Genomic DNA, 18,781 nt, shown 5'->3' on the forward strand with positions numbered 1-18,781 from the left:
TCATAAAAATTAAATTTTAATCATAGTAAAAATGGCCATATAGCTAAATCCAATAGCTGATGGTCATTTTTGATGATTCCAATATGTAGATAACTGATTTAAACATTATTATTATTTTATTTTATGATGTTATGTTTAAACATATTATAACTTACTCATTGTTAAATTAAATAGTAGCGATATAATCTTATTTAGTAAATTTTTGCGGTCATTAGGCATTTGCTGTATCTTTCTTGTTAAAATGTTCTTTAAACGATGTCGATGTTTTAAGAAGTTCTTCATAGCTACCGTTATCTAATATTTTACCATTTTCAATCATAAAAATATTATCACATTGAGTTATTACATTGATTCTATGAGTTACTATAATAACAATTTTATCGTTTAAATATTCTTCTATTTCTTCAAAAACTTCATTTTCAGAACAATAATCTAAAGACGAAGTCGATTCATCAAAAACGATAACATCTGGATTGTACATTATCATTCTAGCGATAGCAATCCTTTGTTTTTCACCACCGGAAAGATTAGAACCATTCTCTTTTATAACTGTATCTATTCCATGTTCAAAAACACCAAAATATTTTAAAAAATTCTTATCTAATATAGTTTTAAGTAATTTTTCATCATACGTTTCTAAACCGTACGTAATATTTTCCCTAATAGTGCCAGGAAATAATGCAACTCTTTGAGATATCATATAAAATTTATTTCTTAAAGATTTTAAATTATAGTCTTTAATATTTACATTGTTAATATTTATAGAATTCACATCGAAGAATCTCATCAATAATTTGACCAAAGTAGATTTTCCACACCCTGATTTACCAACTATACCTATTCTTTCGCCTTTTCTTATTTTAAAGGTGATATCATTTAAAATAGTTTTACTGTTATATGCAAATTTATCAATATTGAATTCTATAATATCAATATTTGTAAGTGCTTTATTACCTAAATTGGTCTCCTCTTTATCTAATATTTCTGTTTTTATAAAATTAAGAGCTACTTTTACATCTCTCAATCCCAAATTTAAACTTGTGAATTCAGACAAATAAGAAGAGAATATATTCATAATTAATTCTATAAATAAAATATCACTAAATCTAATTTTATTTTTATAATACATATACACAACTACCAATAAAATTGCATTTCTCATAATGTTTAATAAAAAAGTTATAGACAAACTTCCAAGATGAGCAATCACATTTAACCTATTGTTGCAATGTTCGGATTCATTTATATAGTTGCCCACAATATTTGAAAAAACGTTGTATTTGTAGCATTGCTTTATATGTTCTATATTTTGTACTACACTAACCATGTTTTTGTAGTTTTCAGCGCATATTTTTTGTGCTTTTTCACTTTTGCTCATTAAAGAGTTGTTAAGTAATTTATATCCATAATAGTTAAGAGGTATTATAATGAATAACAGTATAGACAAAATAATATCTATCTTAAACATAAAATATAAGCTTAAAATCATTACTATTATAGCTATTGTTGCTCTAGAAATATTGTGACCTATAATGTTAAATATTACATTTACACTGCTTTTAATCCTACTAACATAATATGTAGGATCGTTTTGAGTAAAATATCTATATTCTACCTTGAACAATTTTAAAAATAGATGTTCACTTTCTTTTGTCTTAAAATATAGAGAAAATTTCAAACGTAATATATCAAATACACCCTTTAAAACATACAGTAAGATGTATATTAAGAAATATTTTAATAAAAAGTTTGTAATGTTAAGGGTGTGCTTTAATTCTATTTTAGAGAAAATTTCTCGTATAAGCAAAGGGAGCAAAAATTCTAAAACAGATATGCTAGCCACTAGAATAATAAATGTTAGTATATATTTTAAATATGCACTAATATATCTTTTAAAAAAACACACAATATCACGCCTTTCATATAAAACTAATCAATTTTCTAGAAATGCTGATGATTAAAATCTTCCCATTTAAAATTTGAGCTAGTTAGTATGTTTCTAACTCTTTTCTTTTGGAATTCACACAAAAATTTTACCGCTTCACTCATATTGCCATATATATTATGTGCCAATGCTCTGCAGCCACCACCACAAAAATATCGTATTTCACAATCTTTACAATACTCAATATCGTCTACAGTTAAATTCTTAAATAATTTTGTAATACGTGAATCACTAACTTGCTGTTTCCAATTATCATTTAAAATATTGCCTATAGTATTTTCTTTTGAAATAAGACATTGGCAGGGGTATATATTTCCTTCTGGACCTATAGCGATTAGATTAGTACAAGCACCGCAAGGCTTAATTCTAATTCCTATATTTGATCCATTACAAGTACTATCATCGTAATGAACATACTTATTAATTTCATCAAACTTATTTGGCAAGTACCCAACGCTAGTTGTTCTAAGGCCATATTTGTCTTTTATAATTTTATGAAATTGCTCTATTTCAGCAACATTATTTTTAGTTATTACAGATCTTACTGATACTTTGTCTTTAGAATCTTTAGAAGCCCTTTCTAGTAAAGTTAGTATGCTTTTAAATCCGAATTGACCTCTATTTAAAGTGTTTGTCATTTCATTTAAACTGTCTAAACTTAAAGTTACATAATCTAAATAAGGCATAACTTCTTCAAACTTATTATATAATAAAGTTCCATTTGTTAACAAGCCAGTTTTAGTATTTGAAGTTTTAGCAATTTTCAAGATATCAACTATATCATCACGTATCAAAGGTTCTCCGCCAGTAAAAATGAAATGATCGATTCCTTCGTTTTGAAGTGTTTTTATGATATCAATCCATGTTTTAGTATCTAATTCATGTTGACCATTATTAATGTTTTCCTTATTATAGCAATAACTACAATTCAAATTACACCTTAAAGACATATGAATATATGCTTCCTTTGGATTATTATCTATATTTTTATAGTTTTCTTTTATTGAATTGTTTTTATTTAAGATTAAATCTTCATGTTTTTGAAAGAATATATGAGTATCTATTAATTTATTAATTTGAACAGAGATTTCTTGTGGTGTAGCTTTTTTGCTAAATTTATGTAGGATTTTATCTGACAATTCATCTAGTTCAATTTGCCCATCATTCTCCATAATACTAGTGATTAAGAATTTTAATTCTTCATTGACTTTTATGTATGAAAAATTTTCAGGTGAAACAATAACGTGGTCTTTATTTCTTTTTAAAAAAAGCATTTTGTCATCATAATAAACTTTTTTTAACATAAGCTATCTCTCTCCTTCTAGAAATAATAAAATAGTTGATTATGCTTATAGGCATTGAAGTTGCAAGCATTATAATACTTGCAACCTCAAGGATCAAAAGTTTTAACGGCTAATTTCTATTTTACCAGAACCTTGACCTCTACCAGAGCCATCGCCACAACCACAACTTCCAGTACAACTACAATCAGTATCTACTGACATACTAGCTACTTGTAATTCAAACATATTCAAACCCCCTTTCATTTTTTAGCCAGAAACTAATTTTGTGGTACTAAAATCACTGGCATATTTTTATAAAACAGCTATGATAATAACCAAAAGATATATCATAATCTGAATTTATACAATTAATCAATTAACGTAATGATGTTATCAATAACTAAAGTCTTCGAAATTAAAATGTCTAGCATAATACAAATACATGAATTAGTTTTGTACTTTATAGATAATGAACGTTCCTAAAAAGTTCCATATTTTATAAAAAATATATTTTGTTACAAATTATATTATTAATGTTATAAAAATACTTAAAATAAATTAGTTAACATTTTATAGATAAAGAGCACATATAAAATGTTCCATATTTTATATAAAAATTATATTATATTACAAATTTTATCAAATTTTCAACTAATCTAATATGTCTTTTGTATATTGATAACACAGAACAAAAATGTTTTATATTTTAGATAAATACATTGTTTATAAATAAATGATATAATAGAAGTGAAATAAATCTCGGAGGTGGTTATTATGGATAACAAGAAAATTAACATAAATAAAGGAGAAAATAAAATACCATAATAGCTCATTAACAAGTCTTCCTAATGAGTTATTATATAGGAGGATATGTATGAATAATATGTACAATTTAGGAACATATGTAGCACAGATATATGATCAAATGGAAACGGGGATAGATGATGTTGAATTAATAAGAAAGCTTATTAAAAACGAAACTATAAATAATATATTAGAGCCTTTCTGTGGCACTGGAAGAATATCAATACCATTAGCAAGAGATGGCTATACAATAATGGGGATAGATATAGCAGATGGAATGCTCCAATTATTTAAAGATAAAGTAGATGACCAGTTAAAAGACAAAATAAAACTAGTAAAGCAAGATGTGCTGGCTAGCAAATGGCAGGAAGGATTCGATTTAGTTATATTGGGAGGCAATTGTTTTTATGAACTAGCTACAAAAGAAGAACAAGAAGCATGTATTATAAAAGCATACCACAGCTTAAAAGAGGGTGGTTTTGTTTTCATTGACAATAACCATATGGAAGGTAAGCTAGATAAAAGCTGGCAAGATAAAGGTGTAGAGAGGAAATCATTATGTGGTATAACTAATGATGGAGCAAAAGTTGAATCAACATTTCATACTATATGGTATGATGTAGAAAAAAGATTAGCAAGATTTAAAAGAAATGTAAAAGTTACAAAACAAAATGGAGAGATAATAAAGAACTCATTTATTCAACAAAAACACCCCGTTAGTACCTATGAAGTCAAGAATTGGTTAAATAAAAATGGCTTTCGGATAATACACCTATATGGAAATAGAAATGGAGATAAATATACAGATGATTCTCCTAGGGCTATATTTTGGGCATGTAAAAGATAAAGAAGATATTGTCATCAATATATAGCAGACTGTAGAAAAAGTATAAGTTCAAGGCGTGTTAAAATTGAGTAGCAGAGATTACTTAGAGGTAAGTGAGCAACGGAAATTTTAACTACAACGCAGAAATTGGGCTTTTGTTTACAGTCTGAGGGATGCTTTTAAGCATCCCTCTTTAAGTTATGTATATTACTTAGCTTTCTTTTCTTGGTTAATAGAAAAAGAGCTATTAGTTAGATTTATACTAATTTGAGCATGTCCATTTCCAGTGACGTGCTCGTAAGTAGAGTCTACTGATTTATAATCAGAAAACGGAACGGTTAAAGCAGAAGTTGTTTTGTCCAGTTTTAGACTATAATTATCTGCATTTTTACAAATAGATAAAGAACCAGAGCCTTTATTACTAGTGTAGTTAATACTATGAGATAAATCTTTTGGTAAATAAAAACTTACAGCACCATTATTATTGATGATATCTAAGGGAGCATATATTTTACATAAAGAAATGCCTGCATTAGATCCTTCGATATTAACTTTACTTACATTTTTGGGTATATAAACTTTAACTTTGTCTATAAAGGAAGTCTTAGCATCTTTCTTTAGGTTTACTGTGACAATAGTATCATTTGAATTATCATTCTTTTTTGTAGTTACATCAAATAGGTTGTTGTTATAATCGTATTTAAGGGTATCAGATTCAGTTACTATAATGTTGCAATCACTAGCTTTGATAGTAATTGAATGCTTAACATCAATTACATCACAACTTGCCCATGTACTACAAAATGTTAAAACCATAAGTACAGATATACAAACAATACCAAATAATTTAATATAATGCTTCATTATGTTGTCAGTCCTTTCTTTATTTTTGTGTATACATTATAAGGGACTAGTTATAAGAAGTCAAGAAATAGGGGCTACATACATCACAATAATAGAAAGCAATTGAGTAAAAATACGAATAAAAACAAATAAAATTAAACAAAATAAACATATTGACAAAACTAATAGTGTATGTTAATCTCATATATAAAGAACCTTTAAAGTAGTCCCGTGAGGCTATTAAGGTATATAGGATAACTATACCTTTTTGTCAATGGGCGAGAAGGTTTTTTTATGCAAAATAATAAGCAGTACCTTTAAATTAGTCCTGTGAGGCTAATAAGGGAGAATATTCTCCCAACCAAAAACGATAAGGGGGATTTTTATGAACTTAGTAGGAAGACACTTGATAGACCCATCTAATTTTTCTCTTGAAGAAATTGACCACATATTAACAATTGCACGAGATATGGAAAAAAACACTCGAAAGTATTCAGAGGTATGTAAGGGTAAAATTCTTGCAACGTGTTTTTATGAACCAAGTACACGTACGAGATTAAGCTTTGAATCAGCTATGCTTAGACTAGGAGGTAGCGTCCTTGGCTTTTCAGATGCAGCTAATAGTTCAGCATCAAAAGGAGAAAGTGTTTCAGATACAGTTAGAGTAATGGATGCCTATTCAGATATTGTAGTTATGAGACATAATAGAGAAGGAGCACCAAAACTAGCATCACAGTATAGTAGTGTACCTATAATCAACGGAGGAGATGGAGGTCATCAGCATCCAACACAAACGTTAACGGATTTACTTACAATCAAAAACTTAAAAGGTGAGATAAAAGACTTAAAAGTTGCGTTATGTGGAGACTTGAAATATGGAAGAACAGTACATTCATTACTAAAAACATTAGCAAGATATGAGAATATGTCGTTTTACTTAGTATCACCAGAAGCTTTAAAGATACCAAGTTACATCAAAGAATATGTTGTATCTAACTACAATGTAGAAATAATTGAGACAGATAATCTGGACGAAGCAATATCAAAGGTTGATGTATTGTACATGACTAGAATACAAAGAGAGAGATTCTTCAATGAAGAAGACTACGTTAAACTAAAAGATAGTTATATCTTAACAAAGAACAAAATACAACCAGCAAAAGAAGATATGCTGATAATGCATCCATTACCAAGAGTAAACGAGATATATTGTGATGTAGATGATGATAAAAGAGCAGTATATTTTTATCAAGCTAAGTGTGGCGTATATGTTAGAATGTCATTAATGGCAAATCTTTTGGGGGTGTTAGATGATGTTGACTGTAAATAGTATTAAGAATGGTATAGTAATAGACCACATAAAATCAGGCAATGGATTGAAAATATTTGAAAAATTGAAACTCATAGAAGTAGATTATCCAGTAGTGCTTTTAATGAACGTTGAGAGTAGCAAATTAGGAAGAAAAGATATAATAAAAATACAAGATAGAACAGATGTAAACTTAGATATACTAGGATTGATAGATCCTGATATAACTGTTAATATAATAAAAGACGGCAAAATGATAGGCAAAAGAAAGGTTGGAGTACCACAAAACGTTAAAGGATTATTTAAATGTTCAAATCCTAGATGCATAAGCAACAATGATTTGTATATACAACCATCATTTAAACTAGTAGATGATAAAAATGTAAAATATCAATGTGAGTATTGTGATGATTTTACTAAGTATAAGATTTAGATAGTGTGTAGAAAGGAGATATTTTTTTAAATATCTCCTTTTCAGACTGTAGAAAAAGCCCAATTTCTGCGCTGTAGTTAAAATTTCCGTTGCTCACTTACCTCTAAGTAAGCTCTGCTACTCAATTTTAACTACAGTCTGTCATCAATCTAGAATGGAGATATTAAATATATCCATTTTTTACATATATACGAAATGTAAATTTATACATTGACTATTTTAGTTAAAAGTAGTAGTATAAGTATTACTAAATGTGTTTCATTTTGAATAAGAAAGGATAGTACTATGGGAGCGGTATCATTAGAAGAGATAACAATAAAATACGGAAAAATGGTGACTGCTATATGTAATAGAATGATTCAAGATACAAAAGATTAAAGATATGTAAAGGGCATTAAATCTTGAAGAAGAATATGCCAAAATCCGTAACTTGACAAGTGAAGCTAATTTCTTATTGAACTCTGAAAGAATACTAACAAAAAAGAATTTTTTGGAAAAATTTTTATAAACGGTCACAAATATAAAATCACTTACACTAATATTAATGTAAATAATAAAGTAGAGGTGATTTTTATGAATTTAGAAACTAGGGTAAAATATTTAGAAAAAATGTACATTGGAGTATTGATTGACTCGATTAATAATTATTCAAAACAAGGAGTGTTAGATAAAGTTATTAATCACAAGAAAAAGCTTCAAATATCTATGGGAAAGATACAAGCACAGCAATCCGGGATGACTAAGCCTGAAGATGTGTTTAATATACTAGCTGAAATATTTAATTGTGCAGAGTGGAAAATAGAAAGACTTGAAAATGGGTTTAGAGCAGAGACAGAGGTTTGTAAACTTTGTGCTTATGCTAGCTAAAGTAGAAAGCCCTTGTCACACGTATTGCTTAAGTCCAATGGAAAGTATGGTTAAAGGAATAGATTCTAAACTAAATTTAAGATAAACCAAACATTATAGAAAGGTGATAAATTTCAAATTATAGGTGATAAATAATTATAGGCAAAAAACATAGACTTTTAAACCATATGCAGGAAAAATAATGCTAAATATAGAATTATAAGAATAATTGAACTAACAGTAATTGTATCAAAATCTAAGTTTCATTGTACCAAGAACAAATAAGGAGGGAGAAAGATGATGCATGCATTGTTCTTAGTTTTAAATGATACACATATGCTAGATGAGATACATGAAATATTTTTCGATTTAGGAGTAGGAGCTACGACTATAGATAGTATGGGTATGGGGAAAGTCTTATTAGAGCACGATGTAAACAGAGCTTTATTTTCGAATATGAGGATGATTTTAGAAGGAAATAAACCTTACAACAAAACAATAATAAGTGTTATTAGAGAAGAAGAAAAGTTAAACAAAGTTGTTGAGAAACTAAAAGACAAGCTCGGAGATATGAATAATAAACCAGGATTAGGTTTTATATTTGTAATACCAGTTTTGATGTGTGATGGATTTAAACTTGAAGATGCACAGGGATAGTATTATAATAAAATCAACAAACCCAAATACTTACTGAAATAAATCTACAATACATCAGAAGATTATAGCATATTTTTAGATAAATATGAATATATTTTAATTAGATTAAAAGGGGTTGTCTCAAGAATATAACTTGAGTTGCCCCTTTGGATTTTGAGAAAAATATGTTGAGTATAATGAGAACAAAAGAGGTGAAAATATTATGAAAAAACTATTGAATATAGGATTAGATGTAGGTTCCACTACAGTAAAGATGATAGTAGTTGATAAAAAGTTAAATGTTTTATACAAAAAATACAAAAGACATTTTTCTGATATAAAAAAGACAGTGGTAGACATGTTCGAAGACTGTAAAAACTTATTGCTTAAAAATTCAGTTACTATAATGATTACAGGATCGGGCGGATTAGACATATCAAATAAACTTGAAATTCCATTTATTCAAGAAGTAATAGCGTGTACAAATACAGTAGAAAAAATAGCCCCAGACACAGATGTAGCAATAGAGCTTGGAGGAGAAGATGCAAAAATCACATATTTAGGAGAATCAGTAGAGCAAAGAATGAATGGAACGTGTGCAGGGGGAACGGGAGCATTTATAGATCAGATGGCTGCACTGCTTCAAACAAATGCAAACGGATTAAATGAGCTTGCCAAAAAATATAAGACCATATATCCAGTAGCATCTAGATGTGGAGTTTTTGCAAAGACAGATATACAGCCGCTATTAAATGAAGGTGTAGCGAAAGAAGATATAGCAGTATCGGTATTACAGGCGGTAGTAAATCAAACAATAAGTGGATTAGCTCAAGGAAAGCCCATAAAAGGGAAGGTTGCTTTTTTAGGAGGGCCTTTACATTTTATGTCAGAACTCAGAAAGAGATTTGTTGAAACGTTAAAACTGGAAGAAGAAGACATCATAGTACCAGATGATTCTCAATATTTTGTTGCATTAGGCGCAGCACTATTATCTAAGAAAGAACATGAAATGCCTTTTGAATGTATCTATGATAGGATACCAAATATACACATGAAAACTGTCGTAGATAATGAAATGAAACCATTATTTAAAGACCAAAAAGATTATGATGAATTTAAAAATAGACATTCACAGCACAAAGCAAAAAGAGCAGATATAAAAACATATAAAGGAAATGCTTTTTTAGGAATAGATGCAGGTTCAACAACAACTAAAGTTGCTTTAGTAAGTGAAGAAGGGGAAATCCTATATGAATACTATGGTAGTAATATGGGAAGTCCGTTACAATCAACATTAAATGCGGTAAAGGATTTATACAAGAGATTAAGCCAAGATATAAAGATAGTTAATTCAACAGTTACAGGTTATGGAGAATATCTAATAAAATCAGCATTAAAGGTTGATATAGGAGAAATAGAGACAGTAGCACATTATAAAGCAGCAGAGTTTTTCTTGCCAGGGGTAGAGTTTGTATTAGATATAGGTGGGCAAGACATGAAAAGCCTTAAAATAAAAGATGGAGTAATAGAATCTATCATGTTAAATGAAGCATGTTCTTCAGGGTGTGGTTCGTTTATAGAGACATTTGCTAAATCACTAAATATGCAAGTAGAGGAGTTTGCAAAGAGTGCGATTACTTCAAAGGCACCAGTAGATTTGGGTACAAGATGTACAGTATTTATGAACTCAAGAGTAAAGCAAGCACAAAAAGAAGGAGCAGAGATAGGTGATATATCAGCAGGTATATCAATATCAGTAATAAAGAATGCATTGTTTAAAGTTATAAGAATAAAGAGAACTGAAGATCTTGGCAAAAAAATAGTAGTCCAAGGTGGTACATTTTATAATGAAGCAGTGCTTAGAGCGATAGAGCAAATAATACAAACTGAAGTGATAAGACCTGACATAGCGGGGATTATGGGTGCATTTGGAGCCGCATTAATAGCTAGAGAAAGATACAAGAAAGGTTACGAAACTAGCTTATTAAAAGAAGATGAAATAAATGACTTCAAAGTTAATACAACAATAAAGCGTTGTGGACTATGTGGAAACAATTGTATACTGACTATAAACAAATTTTCAGATGGTAGAATGCACACATCTGGCAATAGATGTGAAAGAGGTGCAGGAATTGAAACAAAAAAGAATGAACTACCGAATTTATACGATTATAAATACAAAAGAGTATTTGATTATAAGTCATTAAAATTAGAAGATGCAAAAAGAGGGCAGATAGGAATACCACGAGTAATGAATATGTATGAAGATTATCCTTTTTGGCATACATTATTTACAGAGCTTGGATATAGAGTAGTGTTATCACCAAGATCAAACAAAAAAATATTTGAAGAAGGAATGGATACAATACCTTCAGAGTCAGTTTGCTATCCTGCAAAATTAGTACATGGTCATATAATGAGCCTTTTAAATAAAGGTATTAAGAAGATATTTTACCCATGTATACCATATAATCTAAAAGAGGACAGTGAGGCTGATAATAACTATAATTGTCCAGTTGTAACATCATATCCAGAAACTATAAATATGAATGTTGATGCACTAGATGATAAACAGATAACATATTATCACCCGTTTTTACCAATTGATAGTCCTAAGAAAATGGTTAAGAGATTTTTAAATGAATTAAAAGGCGAGAAACTTGACGAAGTAGAAGTAAAAAGAGCACTAGAATTAGCATATAAAGAATTAGATAGATTCAAGAAAGATGTAATGAAAAAAGGAGAAGAAGCTATAGCCTTATCAAACCAACAAGGTATTAAAGCTATTGTTTTAGCAGGTAGACCATATCACATAGATCCTGAAATAAATCATGGAATACCAGAGCTCATACAATCATTTGGATTCATAGTACTATCAGAAGATGCTATATGCCATTTAGATAAAGTAGAGAGACCTCTTAGAATTGTTGACCAGTGGGTTTATCATACTAGGTTATACTCAGCAGCACAATATGTTGCCAAAAATGAAAACATAGAACTAATCCAGCTCAATTCGTTTGGATGTGGATTAGATGCGGTTACTACTGATCAAGTTCAAGATATACTAGATAGATACGGGAAGATTTATACAGTTTTAAAAATAGATGAAATTAGCAATTTAGGAGCAGTGAGAATAAGGATTAGATCTTTAATAGCAGCCATAAATGAGAGGGATAAAGCAGGAATAGTACCAAAAGAGTTATATAAAAATCCTAGCAAAGTTATATTTACCAAGGCTATGAGAAAGACACATACAATATTAGCACCCCAAATGTCTCCAATACATTTTCAATTTTTTGAAACAGCATTTGAAAAAGCAGGGTATAAAACAGAGATATTACCATCAGTAGATAAAAAATGCATAGACGAAGGGTTAAAGTACGTTAATAACGATGCGTGTTATCCTTCAATAATAGTAATAGGTCAAATAATGGAGGCTCTAGGATCTGGCAAATATGATTTGCAGAATACATCGGTTCTCATATCACAAACAGGTGGAGGTTGTAGAGCAACTAACTATATAGGATTTATAAGAAAGGCACTAAAAGATGCTGGGCTTGAACATGTACCAGTAATATCGTTAAATGCAGTAGGTATGGAAAAAAATCCAGGATTTAAGATAACACTTCCAATATTAAAGGATATGATGATGGGATTAATATATGGAGATATCCTGATGCGAGTATTATATAAAGTCAGACCATATGAAAAAGTTAAAGGGTCAGCAAATGAGCTATATGAATATTGGGTAAATGAATGCAAAAAACATATTCAAAATAGTAGTTTTAGAGATTTTAAAAAGAATATAACAAATATGATAAGAGATTTTGATAACCTTGAGATAGACGAAAATATAATAAAACCTAAGGTAGGAGTAGTTGGAGAAATACTAGTAAAATATCATCCAACCGCGAATAATAACTTAGTAGAGTTATTAGAAAAAGAAGGTGCAGAAGCAGTAGTGCCAGATTTAACAGATTTCTTGCTGTATTGTGCATATGATAACAAAATAAAATATGATATACTTTCAGGAAGCTATAAGGAAAATGTCTTAGGAAATATAGCAATAAAGGTAATAGAGTATTTTAGAAAAGACATGAAAAAAGTTTTGAGTGACAGTAAAAGGTTCCATCCTCCAGTAAGTATACAGGAGCTAGGTGAAAAAGCATCCAAATTCCTATCATTAGGGAATCAAACAGGTGAAGGATGGTTTTTAACAGCAGAGATGATAGAGCTGATAGATTCAGGGGTCAGCAATATACTATGTTTGCAACCTTTCGCATGTTTGCCAAACCACATAACTGGAAAAGGAATGATAAAAGGGCTTAACAAAGCATTTCCATTGGCTAATATTGCACCTGTAGATTACGATCCAGGGGCTAGCGAAGTTAACCAATTAAATAGAATAAAACTTATGCTTTCGGTTGCATTTAAGAATTTGAATAAACCAAAGTTAAGCTATGATACGACAAAGTAAGTGTCAAATATATATTGACAGCTAAACCATCAAAGTCACTATGTAAAAATGGCGGTTAGGTATTGAAAAAATATACTAATGTGTTAGTATATTAGTAAGACGTAAGGCCAAAGAATAATCAAGAGCCTATCAGCTATACTGATGATAAAGGGGGAAGTTTTATGATGAAATTTAACGATTATAAGTATCAAAGACCTGATATAGAAGGTTATAAACAAACAGTTCAAGAATTATTGACGTCTTTTGAAAATGCGGATTCAGCCCAGCAACAAATTGAGATTATGAACGAACTCATTCAAAAGGAAAAGGATGTTGATACAATGGTTGAGTTGTGTTATATCCGTAATTCCATTGATACGACAGACAAATTTTATGATGAAGAAATGGCATTCATGGATAATATGATGCCAGAGGTTAAAGGTGTAAAAACAAGCTATTATAAAGCCATTTTGAATTCAAAATTTAAAGATGAACTAAAAGAAACATTTGGTGAGCTCTTGTTTAAAAAAGCTGAGAATCAAATTCAAACATTTGATGATGCTATTTTAGATGATTTAAAGCAAGAAAATAAATTATCAACAGAATATAGAAAGTTGATTGCTTCTGCTGAAATAAAGTTCGATGGCAAAACATTGAATATGTCTCAGATGGCACCTTATCGCGAATCTAAAGATCAAGAAGTACGAAAAAATGCGAATAAAGCTTATTTTGAATTCTTAGAAAGTCAACGAGATGATTTGGATAGAATTTATGATGAGCTGGTTAAGATCAGAACCACAATGGCGAAAAAGTTAGGTTTTGAATCTTTTATTGAACTAGGCTATAAGCGAATGGAACGTTTGGATTATAACCAAGAGATGGTAAAAGTGTTTAGAGATCAAGTAAGAGATCATATTGTACCAATTTGTAATGAGCTTAGAAAGCGTCAAACCAAACGTTTGAAGTTAGAGTCTTTGAAATATTATGATGAAAACTTTAGATTTTTATCAGGTAATCCGGTACCTAAAGGTGAGCCAGATTGGATCATATCAAAAGCAGATAAGATGTATGAAGAATTGGCTCCAGAAACTCATGAGTTTTTCAAGTTCATGCGTGAACGTGACTTGTTAGATTTGGTGACCAAGAAAGGTAAAGCTGGTGGAGGCTATTGTACTTTCATTCCAAACTATGAATCGCCATTTATCTTTTCTAATTTCAATGGAACTTTGGGAGATGTTACTGTATTGACTCATGAAGTAGGACATGCATTCCAAGTTTATAGCAGTAGGGATGCCATTGTACCTGAGTACAATTGGCCAACTTCAGAGGCTGCAGAAATTCATTCGATGGCAATGGAGTTTATTACATGGCCTTGGATGGACGAGTTTTTCTTAGAAGATGGTGATAAGTTTAGATACGTACATCTAGAAGAAGGGCTTCAATTTATTCCTTATGGAGTATCAGTCGATGAGTTCCAACATTTTGTTTATGCAAATCCACAGGCAACGCCTGAAGAGAGACGTCGTCAGTGGCGAGAAATTGAAAAGGTGTATTTGCCACACTTGGATTACGATGGCATAGATTATTTAGAAACAGGTGGTTTCTGGCAAAAACAAGCACATATTTATGAAATGCCTTTCTATTATATTGATTATACTTTGGCACAAATATGCGCATTCCAGTACTTAGTGAAATCTTTGAATAGTAGAGAAGAAGCTTGGACATCTTATTTGAAATTATGTCGTGCTGGTGGAAAAGATTCATTTTTAGGGTTATTAAAATTGGCTGATTTGACATCGCCGTTTGAACCTGATACGGTAGAAAAAATTACAAAAGTTATTAAAGCTTGGTTAGATGGTGTAGATGATTCTAAGTTTTAATGTGTAAAAAACTGCTTTAATAAATAGAATAAAACTTATGCTTTCGGTTATATTTAAGAATTTGAATAAACCAAGCTTAAGCTATGATACGACAAAGTAAGTATCAAATATATTATTGACAGCTAAACCACTAAATGTTACTATGTAATAGTGATACAATATATATTTTATAGGAGTATGTTTTATGAGTGAAGTTGCTTAACCATTATGTTAGTTTAATCTTGTAGCAGAAAATTCCAAATTACATTGGTTTATTTGTTGTGCTTACGAGATGGCAAGGTTGAGGACACGGGTGTTTAGCTTATAAAACTCTTATTAATAGGTTACGTATATATTTAGAGTATACCTATGCTATTAATACCGTGCTAATGCACGGTTTTTTTGTACTAAAAATAAAAAAGGAGGAATGTAGTATGTTAAATGTAATGAGTTTAGATAAAAAGATATTTTGTAAGGTGATAGCAATAGAATGATAAAAGGAGTGAAACATAATAAAGGACTATATACAAGAAATAGATAAGAAAGTTCAATTAGAAGAAGGTATTACAGTAATAGAGCAGTTTTTAATTAATTTGTACTTTGAAAGCCCAATATCAAGTAAAGAGTTAGCTAGAAAATTATATTTACCTGTACCGCTTATAACAGCAATGAAAAAAGAATTTATAAAGGTAGGTATAGTAGAGCAATATAAAGGCATATCAATAACACCTAAGGGTGAACAATATGTTGAAGATCAATTAGGCTATAAAGGGTTAAATAAAGGGTTATACCAAAAATTAACCAAGGCATGTAGAATGAAGGATGTCTTTAATGATGAGATTAAAACTATTAAAAACATATTTGATGCTAGACCTTCAGTTGATTTTACAGTCGATCAGGCACACTGTGATTATATTACAAGCATGAGGAGGGCTATGTTATCACTTAAATACAAGACACTCATAAATAAGAAGATACTTTGTATAGGTGATGATGATCTTGTAAGTGTATCATTAGGTTTATTAATAAATAAGTTATACGATAATAGCCAGGATAATAAAACAGAGATTCATGTTGTAGATATAGACAGTAGATACTTAGAGTATATAGATAAAATAGCTAGAGATTTTAACTTGCCTATAATATGTCATAACAGAGATTTAAGGCAAAAATTGCACGATGAGCTTATTGAAGAATTTGATTGTTTTTATACAGATCCACCGTATACAATGAATGGCATGAGATTATTTTTGTCTAGAGGAGTTGATGCATTAAAAAGAAGAAAAGGATTACCAATATTTTTATCTTTTGCACACAGATCATACGATGCATCTTATAAAATCTTAACAAAAATTAATCAAATGGGACTAAGTGTTGATAGAATAGTACCTAAATTTAATTCATATGAAGGTGCAAGTATTTTGGGAAACATAGGTCAGTTGATGGTATTAAATACTACTTCTTATACTAAATCAGATATAAAAGGAGATAATTATACAGAGTATTTATATACAAAGCAGTGCAAGAAAAATAGGAAAGAGAAGGTGAGATGTTGAAGCATAATTATAAATTGCAGGGTTTTAACAATCTCACCAAGACATTAAATATAAACTTTTATAAGCTGTATTATGTTAGAGAAGAAGACGAGCGAATATTTAAAAACTTTGTATACAAACACTATGGAGCAGATAAATTAACATATATATTGGAAATGCTAACACAAAAGATAAATGCAAATATACTAAATATATCAAAGCAAAACTATCAACCACAAGGATCAAGCGTAAATATCATGATATCAGAGGAATTATCATTAGATATGAAAATAGATGATTCATGTAATGGAGGAAACATTGGATGTGTGCAGTATGCGTTGGGGCATTTAGATAAAAGTCATATAACTGCGCATACTTATCCAGAGATTGTGCCTCTTAAAAATATATGTATTGTAAGAACAGATATAGAAGTTAGCACTTGTGGAGATATACCATCAATAACTACTTTAAATTACCTTATAGACAAATTTAAAGCAGATATTATATCGGCAGATTATAAAGTAAGAGGATTTACGAGAGATATCGATGGGAAGAAGTGTTATGCAGATCATAAAATAAAAAGTATACAGGATTTTATTTCAAAAGACCACAAAAAGTGCTACACAATGGAAGATCTAAATTTGCCTAATAAAAACATATTCTATACAAAAATGATGCTAAAACATTATAATATAGATGCTTTTTTATTTAAAAAAGAGATTCCGTTAACAGAAAAAGAACAAGAACTGTTGATAACAGATATGGAAATGGAGATAAAAGAAATAATAGAAAATGTATAAAAATACTAAGTAATTAGGGATGGGTAAAGCTTTTGCTTTACTACATCCCTAATAAAAACTAAAACATAAAAAATAAAATTATAACAATAGCAACAAACAAAACGACACTCAATATTGTATATACAGTTCTTTTTCTCATGAAATATATTTTGGACACATGACCACCTCTATCTAAAAATATAATAAGCTTATATTATAAATTATTATAGTTTGCAAATATTTATTACATAAAAAAACTAAGAGAGTGCCAATATCATCGAATCGATAAGACACTCTCTTTATTAATAAAATTAAATATAATACCAGAAATACTAGTATGGTGATTTTTCATTTAAGAAAGATACCGTAAGTCCTCCTGGGCCTGTATGGGAACCAATAGTACAACCTATGTATGTTATAATAAAGGATTTGCAGTTATACTTTTCTTTCAAGATATCTCTGATTTTTAGTGCCGCCTCTTCATCATCTCCGTGAGAAATAGATACTAACTGATTATCTAAGCACTTACCACGTTCTCCGATAAGTTCAATCATTCTTTTTATTAGTTTCTTTTTACCACGAACTTTTTCAATAGGTACCAGTTTTCCGTCATCGACGGTAAGTATAGGCTTTATATTCAGCATACCTCCAATAACAGCAGAAGCTCTACTTACTCTACCGCCTCTATACAAGTATTCTAAATCATCAACAGTAAAAATATGATCCATATGCTCACAGTAAAAATCTATGGCTTCTAAAATTTCATCCTTACTTTTACCATCTTTGACAAGTTGAACAGCTTTGTAGACTATTAAACCAAAACCTGTAGATGCACACTTAGTGTCTACAATTGTCAAATCAAATTCGGGATATTCTTCTAGAATTTCTTCTTTTACCATAAGTGAAGTTTGATATGTACCAGATAAACCAGAAGAAAAAGCAATATAAATGCAACTTTGATTACTTTTAGCATATTTTAAAAATACTTCTCTAAGACTAGCCATAGAAAGTTGAGCTGTTTTAGTGCTAGAACCCTCTCGCATTTTGTCATATAGAAACTTAGGCTGGATATCAATAGTATCTCTATGCTCTACATCATCAAGATATACAAGTATAGGCATTAATTCTATGTCGAATTCTTCAATGATATTTTTAGGCAAATCGCATGCACTGTCTGTAATAATCTTTATACACATACCTTACATCCTTTCAAATTAAACTAACTAT

The 18,781-nt window shown here is 29.9% G+C and carries 14 protein-coding genes; 9 read left to right on the plus strand and 5 right to left on the minus strand.

The features are described from left to right. Window positions 1–211 precede the first annotated feature (211 nt). The 3 genes from P3X86_RS13355 to P3X86_RS13365 all read right to left on the minus strand — a co-directional run bounded on the left by P3X86_RS13355 (window position 212) and on the right by P3X86_RS13365 (window position 3,474). Entirely contained in the window at window positions 212–1,906 is a 1,695-nt protein-coding gene (locus P3X86_RS13355) for an ATP-binding cassette domain-containing protein (RefSeq protein ID WP_483293198.1), read from the minus strand. Window positions 1,907–1,941: 35 nt separating this feature from the next. Beyond that, complete coding sequence (locus tag P3X86_RS13360; RefSeq protein WP_483293199.1) at window positions 1,942–3,249, minus strand: radical SAM protein; 1,308 nt, start codon at window positions 3,247–3,249, stop codon at window positions 1,942–1,944. 102 nt (window positions 3,250–3,351) lie between these two features. Continuing rightward, window positions 3,352–3,474: a hypothetical protein gene (locus P3X86_RS13365; RefSeq protein WP_483293200.1), complete on the minus strand. Its 123-nt coding sequence runs from the start codon at window positions 3,472–3,474 to the stop codon at window positions 3,352–3,354. Between the two features lie 628 nt (window positions 3,475–4,102). Between P3X86_RS13365 and P3X86_RS13370 the strand changes: the two genes are divergently transcribed. Further along, complete coding sequence (locus tag P3X86_RS13370) at window positions 4,103–4,879, plus strand: class I SAM-dependent DNA methyltransferase (protein WP_483293201.1); 777 nt, start codon at window positions 4,103–4,105, stop codon at window positions 4,877–4,879. A gap of 186 nt (window positions 4,880–5,065) precedes the next feature. Here P3X86_RS13370 and P3X86_RS13375 read toward each other — a convergent pair whose 3' ends face one another. Then, window positions 5,066–5,722, minus strand: a complete 657-nt coding sequence (locus tag P3X86_RS13375; RefSeq protein ID WP_483293202.1) for a hypothetical protein — start codon at window positions 5,720–5,722, stop codon at window positions 5,066–5,068. A gap of 364 nt (window positions 5,723–6,086) precedes the next feature. Between P3X86_RS13375 and pyrB the strand changes: the two genes are divergently transcribed. From pyrB to speD, 8 genes are all read left to right on the plus strand, one after another. After that, window positions 6,087–7,031 (plus strand): aspartate carbamoyltransferase, encoded by a 945-nt coding sequence (pyrB, locus tag P3X86_RS13380; RefSeq protein WP_483293203.1) that lies wholly within the window; start codon window positions 6,087–6,089, stop codon window positions 7,029–7,031. Then, the gene (locus P3X86_RS13385) at window positions 7,015–7,443 is read left to right on the plus strand and encodes an aspartate carbamoyltransferase regulatory subunit (RefSeq protein ID WP_483293426.1); all 429 of its coding nucleotides are present in this window, start codon (window positions 7,015–7,017) and stop codon (window positions 7,441–7,443) included. Before pyrB ends, P3X86_RS13385 begins: the two co-directional genes overlap by 17 nt. Window positions 7,444–8,016: 573 nt before the next feature. Continuing rightward, window positions 8,017–8,310: a hypothetical protein gene (locus P3X86_RS13390; RefSeq protein WP_483293204.1), complete on the plus strand. Its 294-nt coding sequence runs from the start codon at window positions 8,017–8,019 to the stop codon at window positions 8,308–8,310. Window positions 8,311–8,586: 276 nt separating this feature from the next. After that, window positions 8,587–8,946 (plus strand): hypothetical protein, encoded by a 360-nt coding sequence (locus tag P3X86_RS13395; protein ID WP_483293205.1) that lies wholly within the window; start codon window positions 8,587–8,589, stop codon window positions 8,944–8,946. A gap of 202 nt (window positions 8,947–9,148) precedes the next feature. Continuing rightward, on the plus strand, window positions 9,149–13,402 hold the full coding sequence (locus P3X86_RS13400) for an acyl-CoA dehydratase activase-related protein (protein ID WP_483293206.1): 4,254 nt from the start codon (window positions 9,149–9,151) through the stop codon (window positions 13,400–13,402). A gap of 164 nt (window positions 13,403–13,566) precedes the next feature. Continuing rightward, window positions 13,567–15,261, plus strand: coding sequence for a M3 family oligoendopeptidase (locus P3X86_RS13405; RefSeq protein ID WP_483293427.1), 1,695 nt, complete (start codon window positions 13,567–13,569; stop codon window positions 15,259–15,261). Between the two features lie 572 nt (window positions 15,262–15,833). Continuing rightward, a complete protein-coding gene (locus P3X86_RS13410; protein WP_483293207.1) occupies window positions 15,834–16,796 on the plus strand; it encodes a bis-aminopropyl spermidine synthase family protein in 963 nt (320 codons plus the stop codon). Continuing rightward, window positions 16,793–17,575 (plus strand): adenosylmethionine decarboxylase, encoded by a 783-nt coding sequence (gene speD, locus P3X86_RS13415; RefSeq protein ID WP_483293208.1) that lies wholly within the window; start codon window positions 16,793–16,795, stop codon window positions 17,573–17,575. Before P3X86_RS13410 ends, speD begins: the two co-directional genes overlap by 4 nt. A 311-nt stretch (window positions 17,576–17,886) precedes the next feature. Here the strand turns inward: speD and P3X86_RS13420 are convergent, their stop codons facing one another. Then, window positions 17,887–18,750, minus strand: a complete 864-nt coding sequence (locus tag P3X86_RS13420; RefSeq protein ID WP_483293209.1) for a DegV family protein — start codon at window positions 18,748–18,750, stop codon at window positions 17,887–17,889. Window positions 18,751–18,781 lie beyond the last annotated feature (31 nt).

This window comes from Abyssisolibacter sp. ZYX002 (assembly GCF_056892235.1).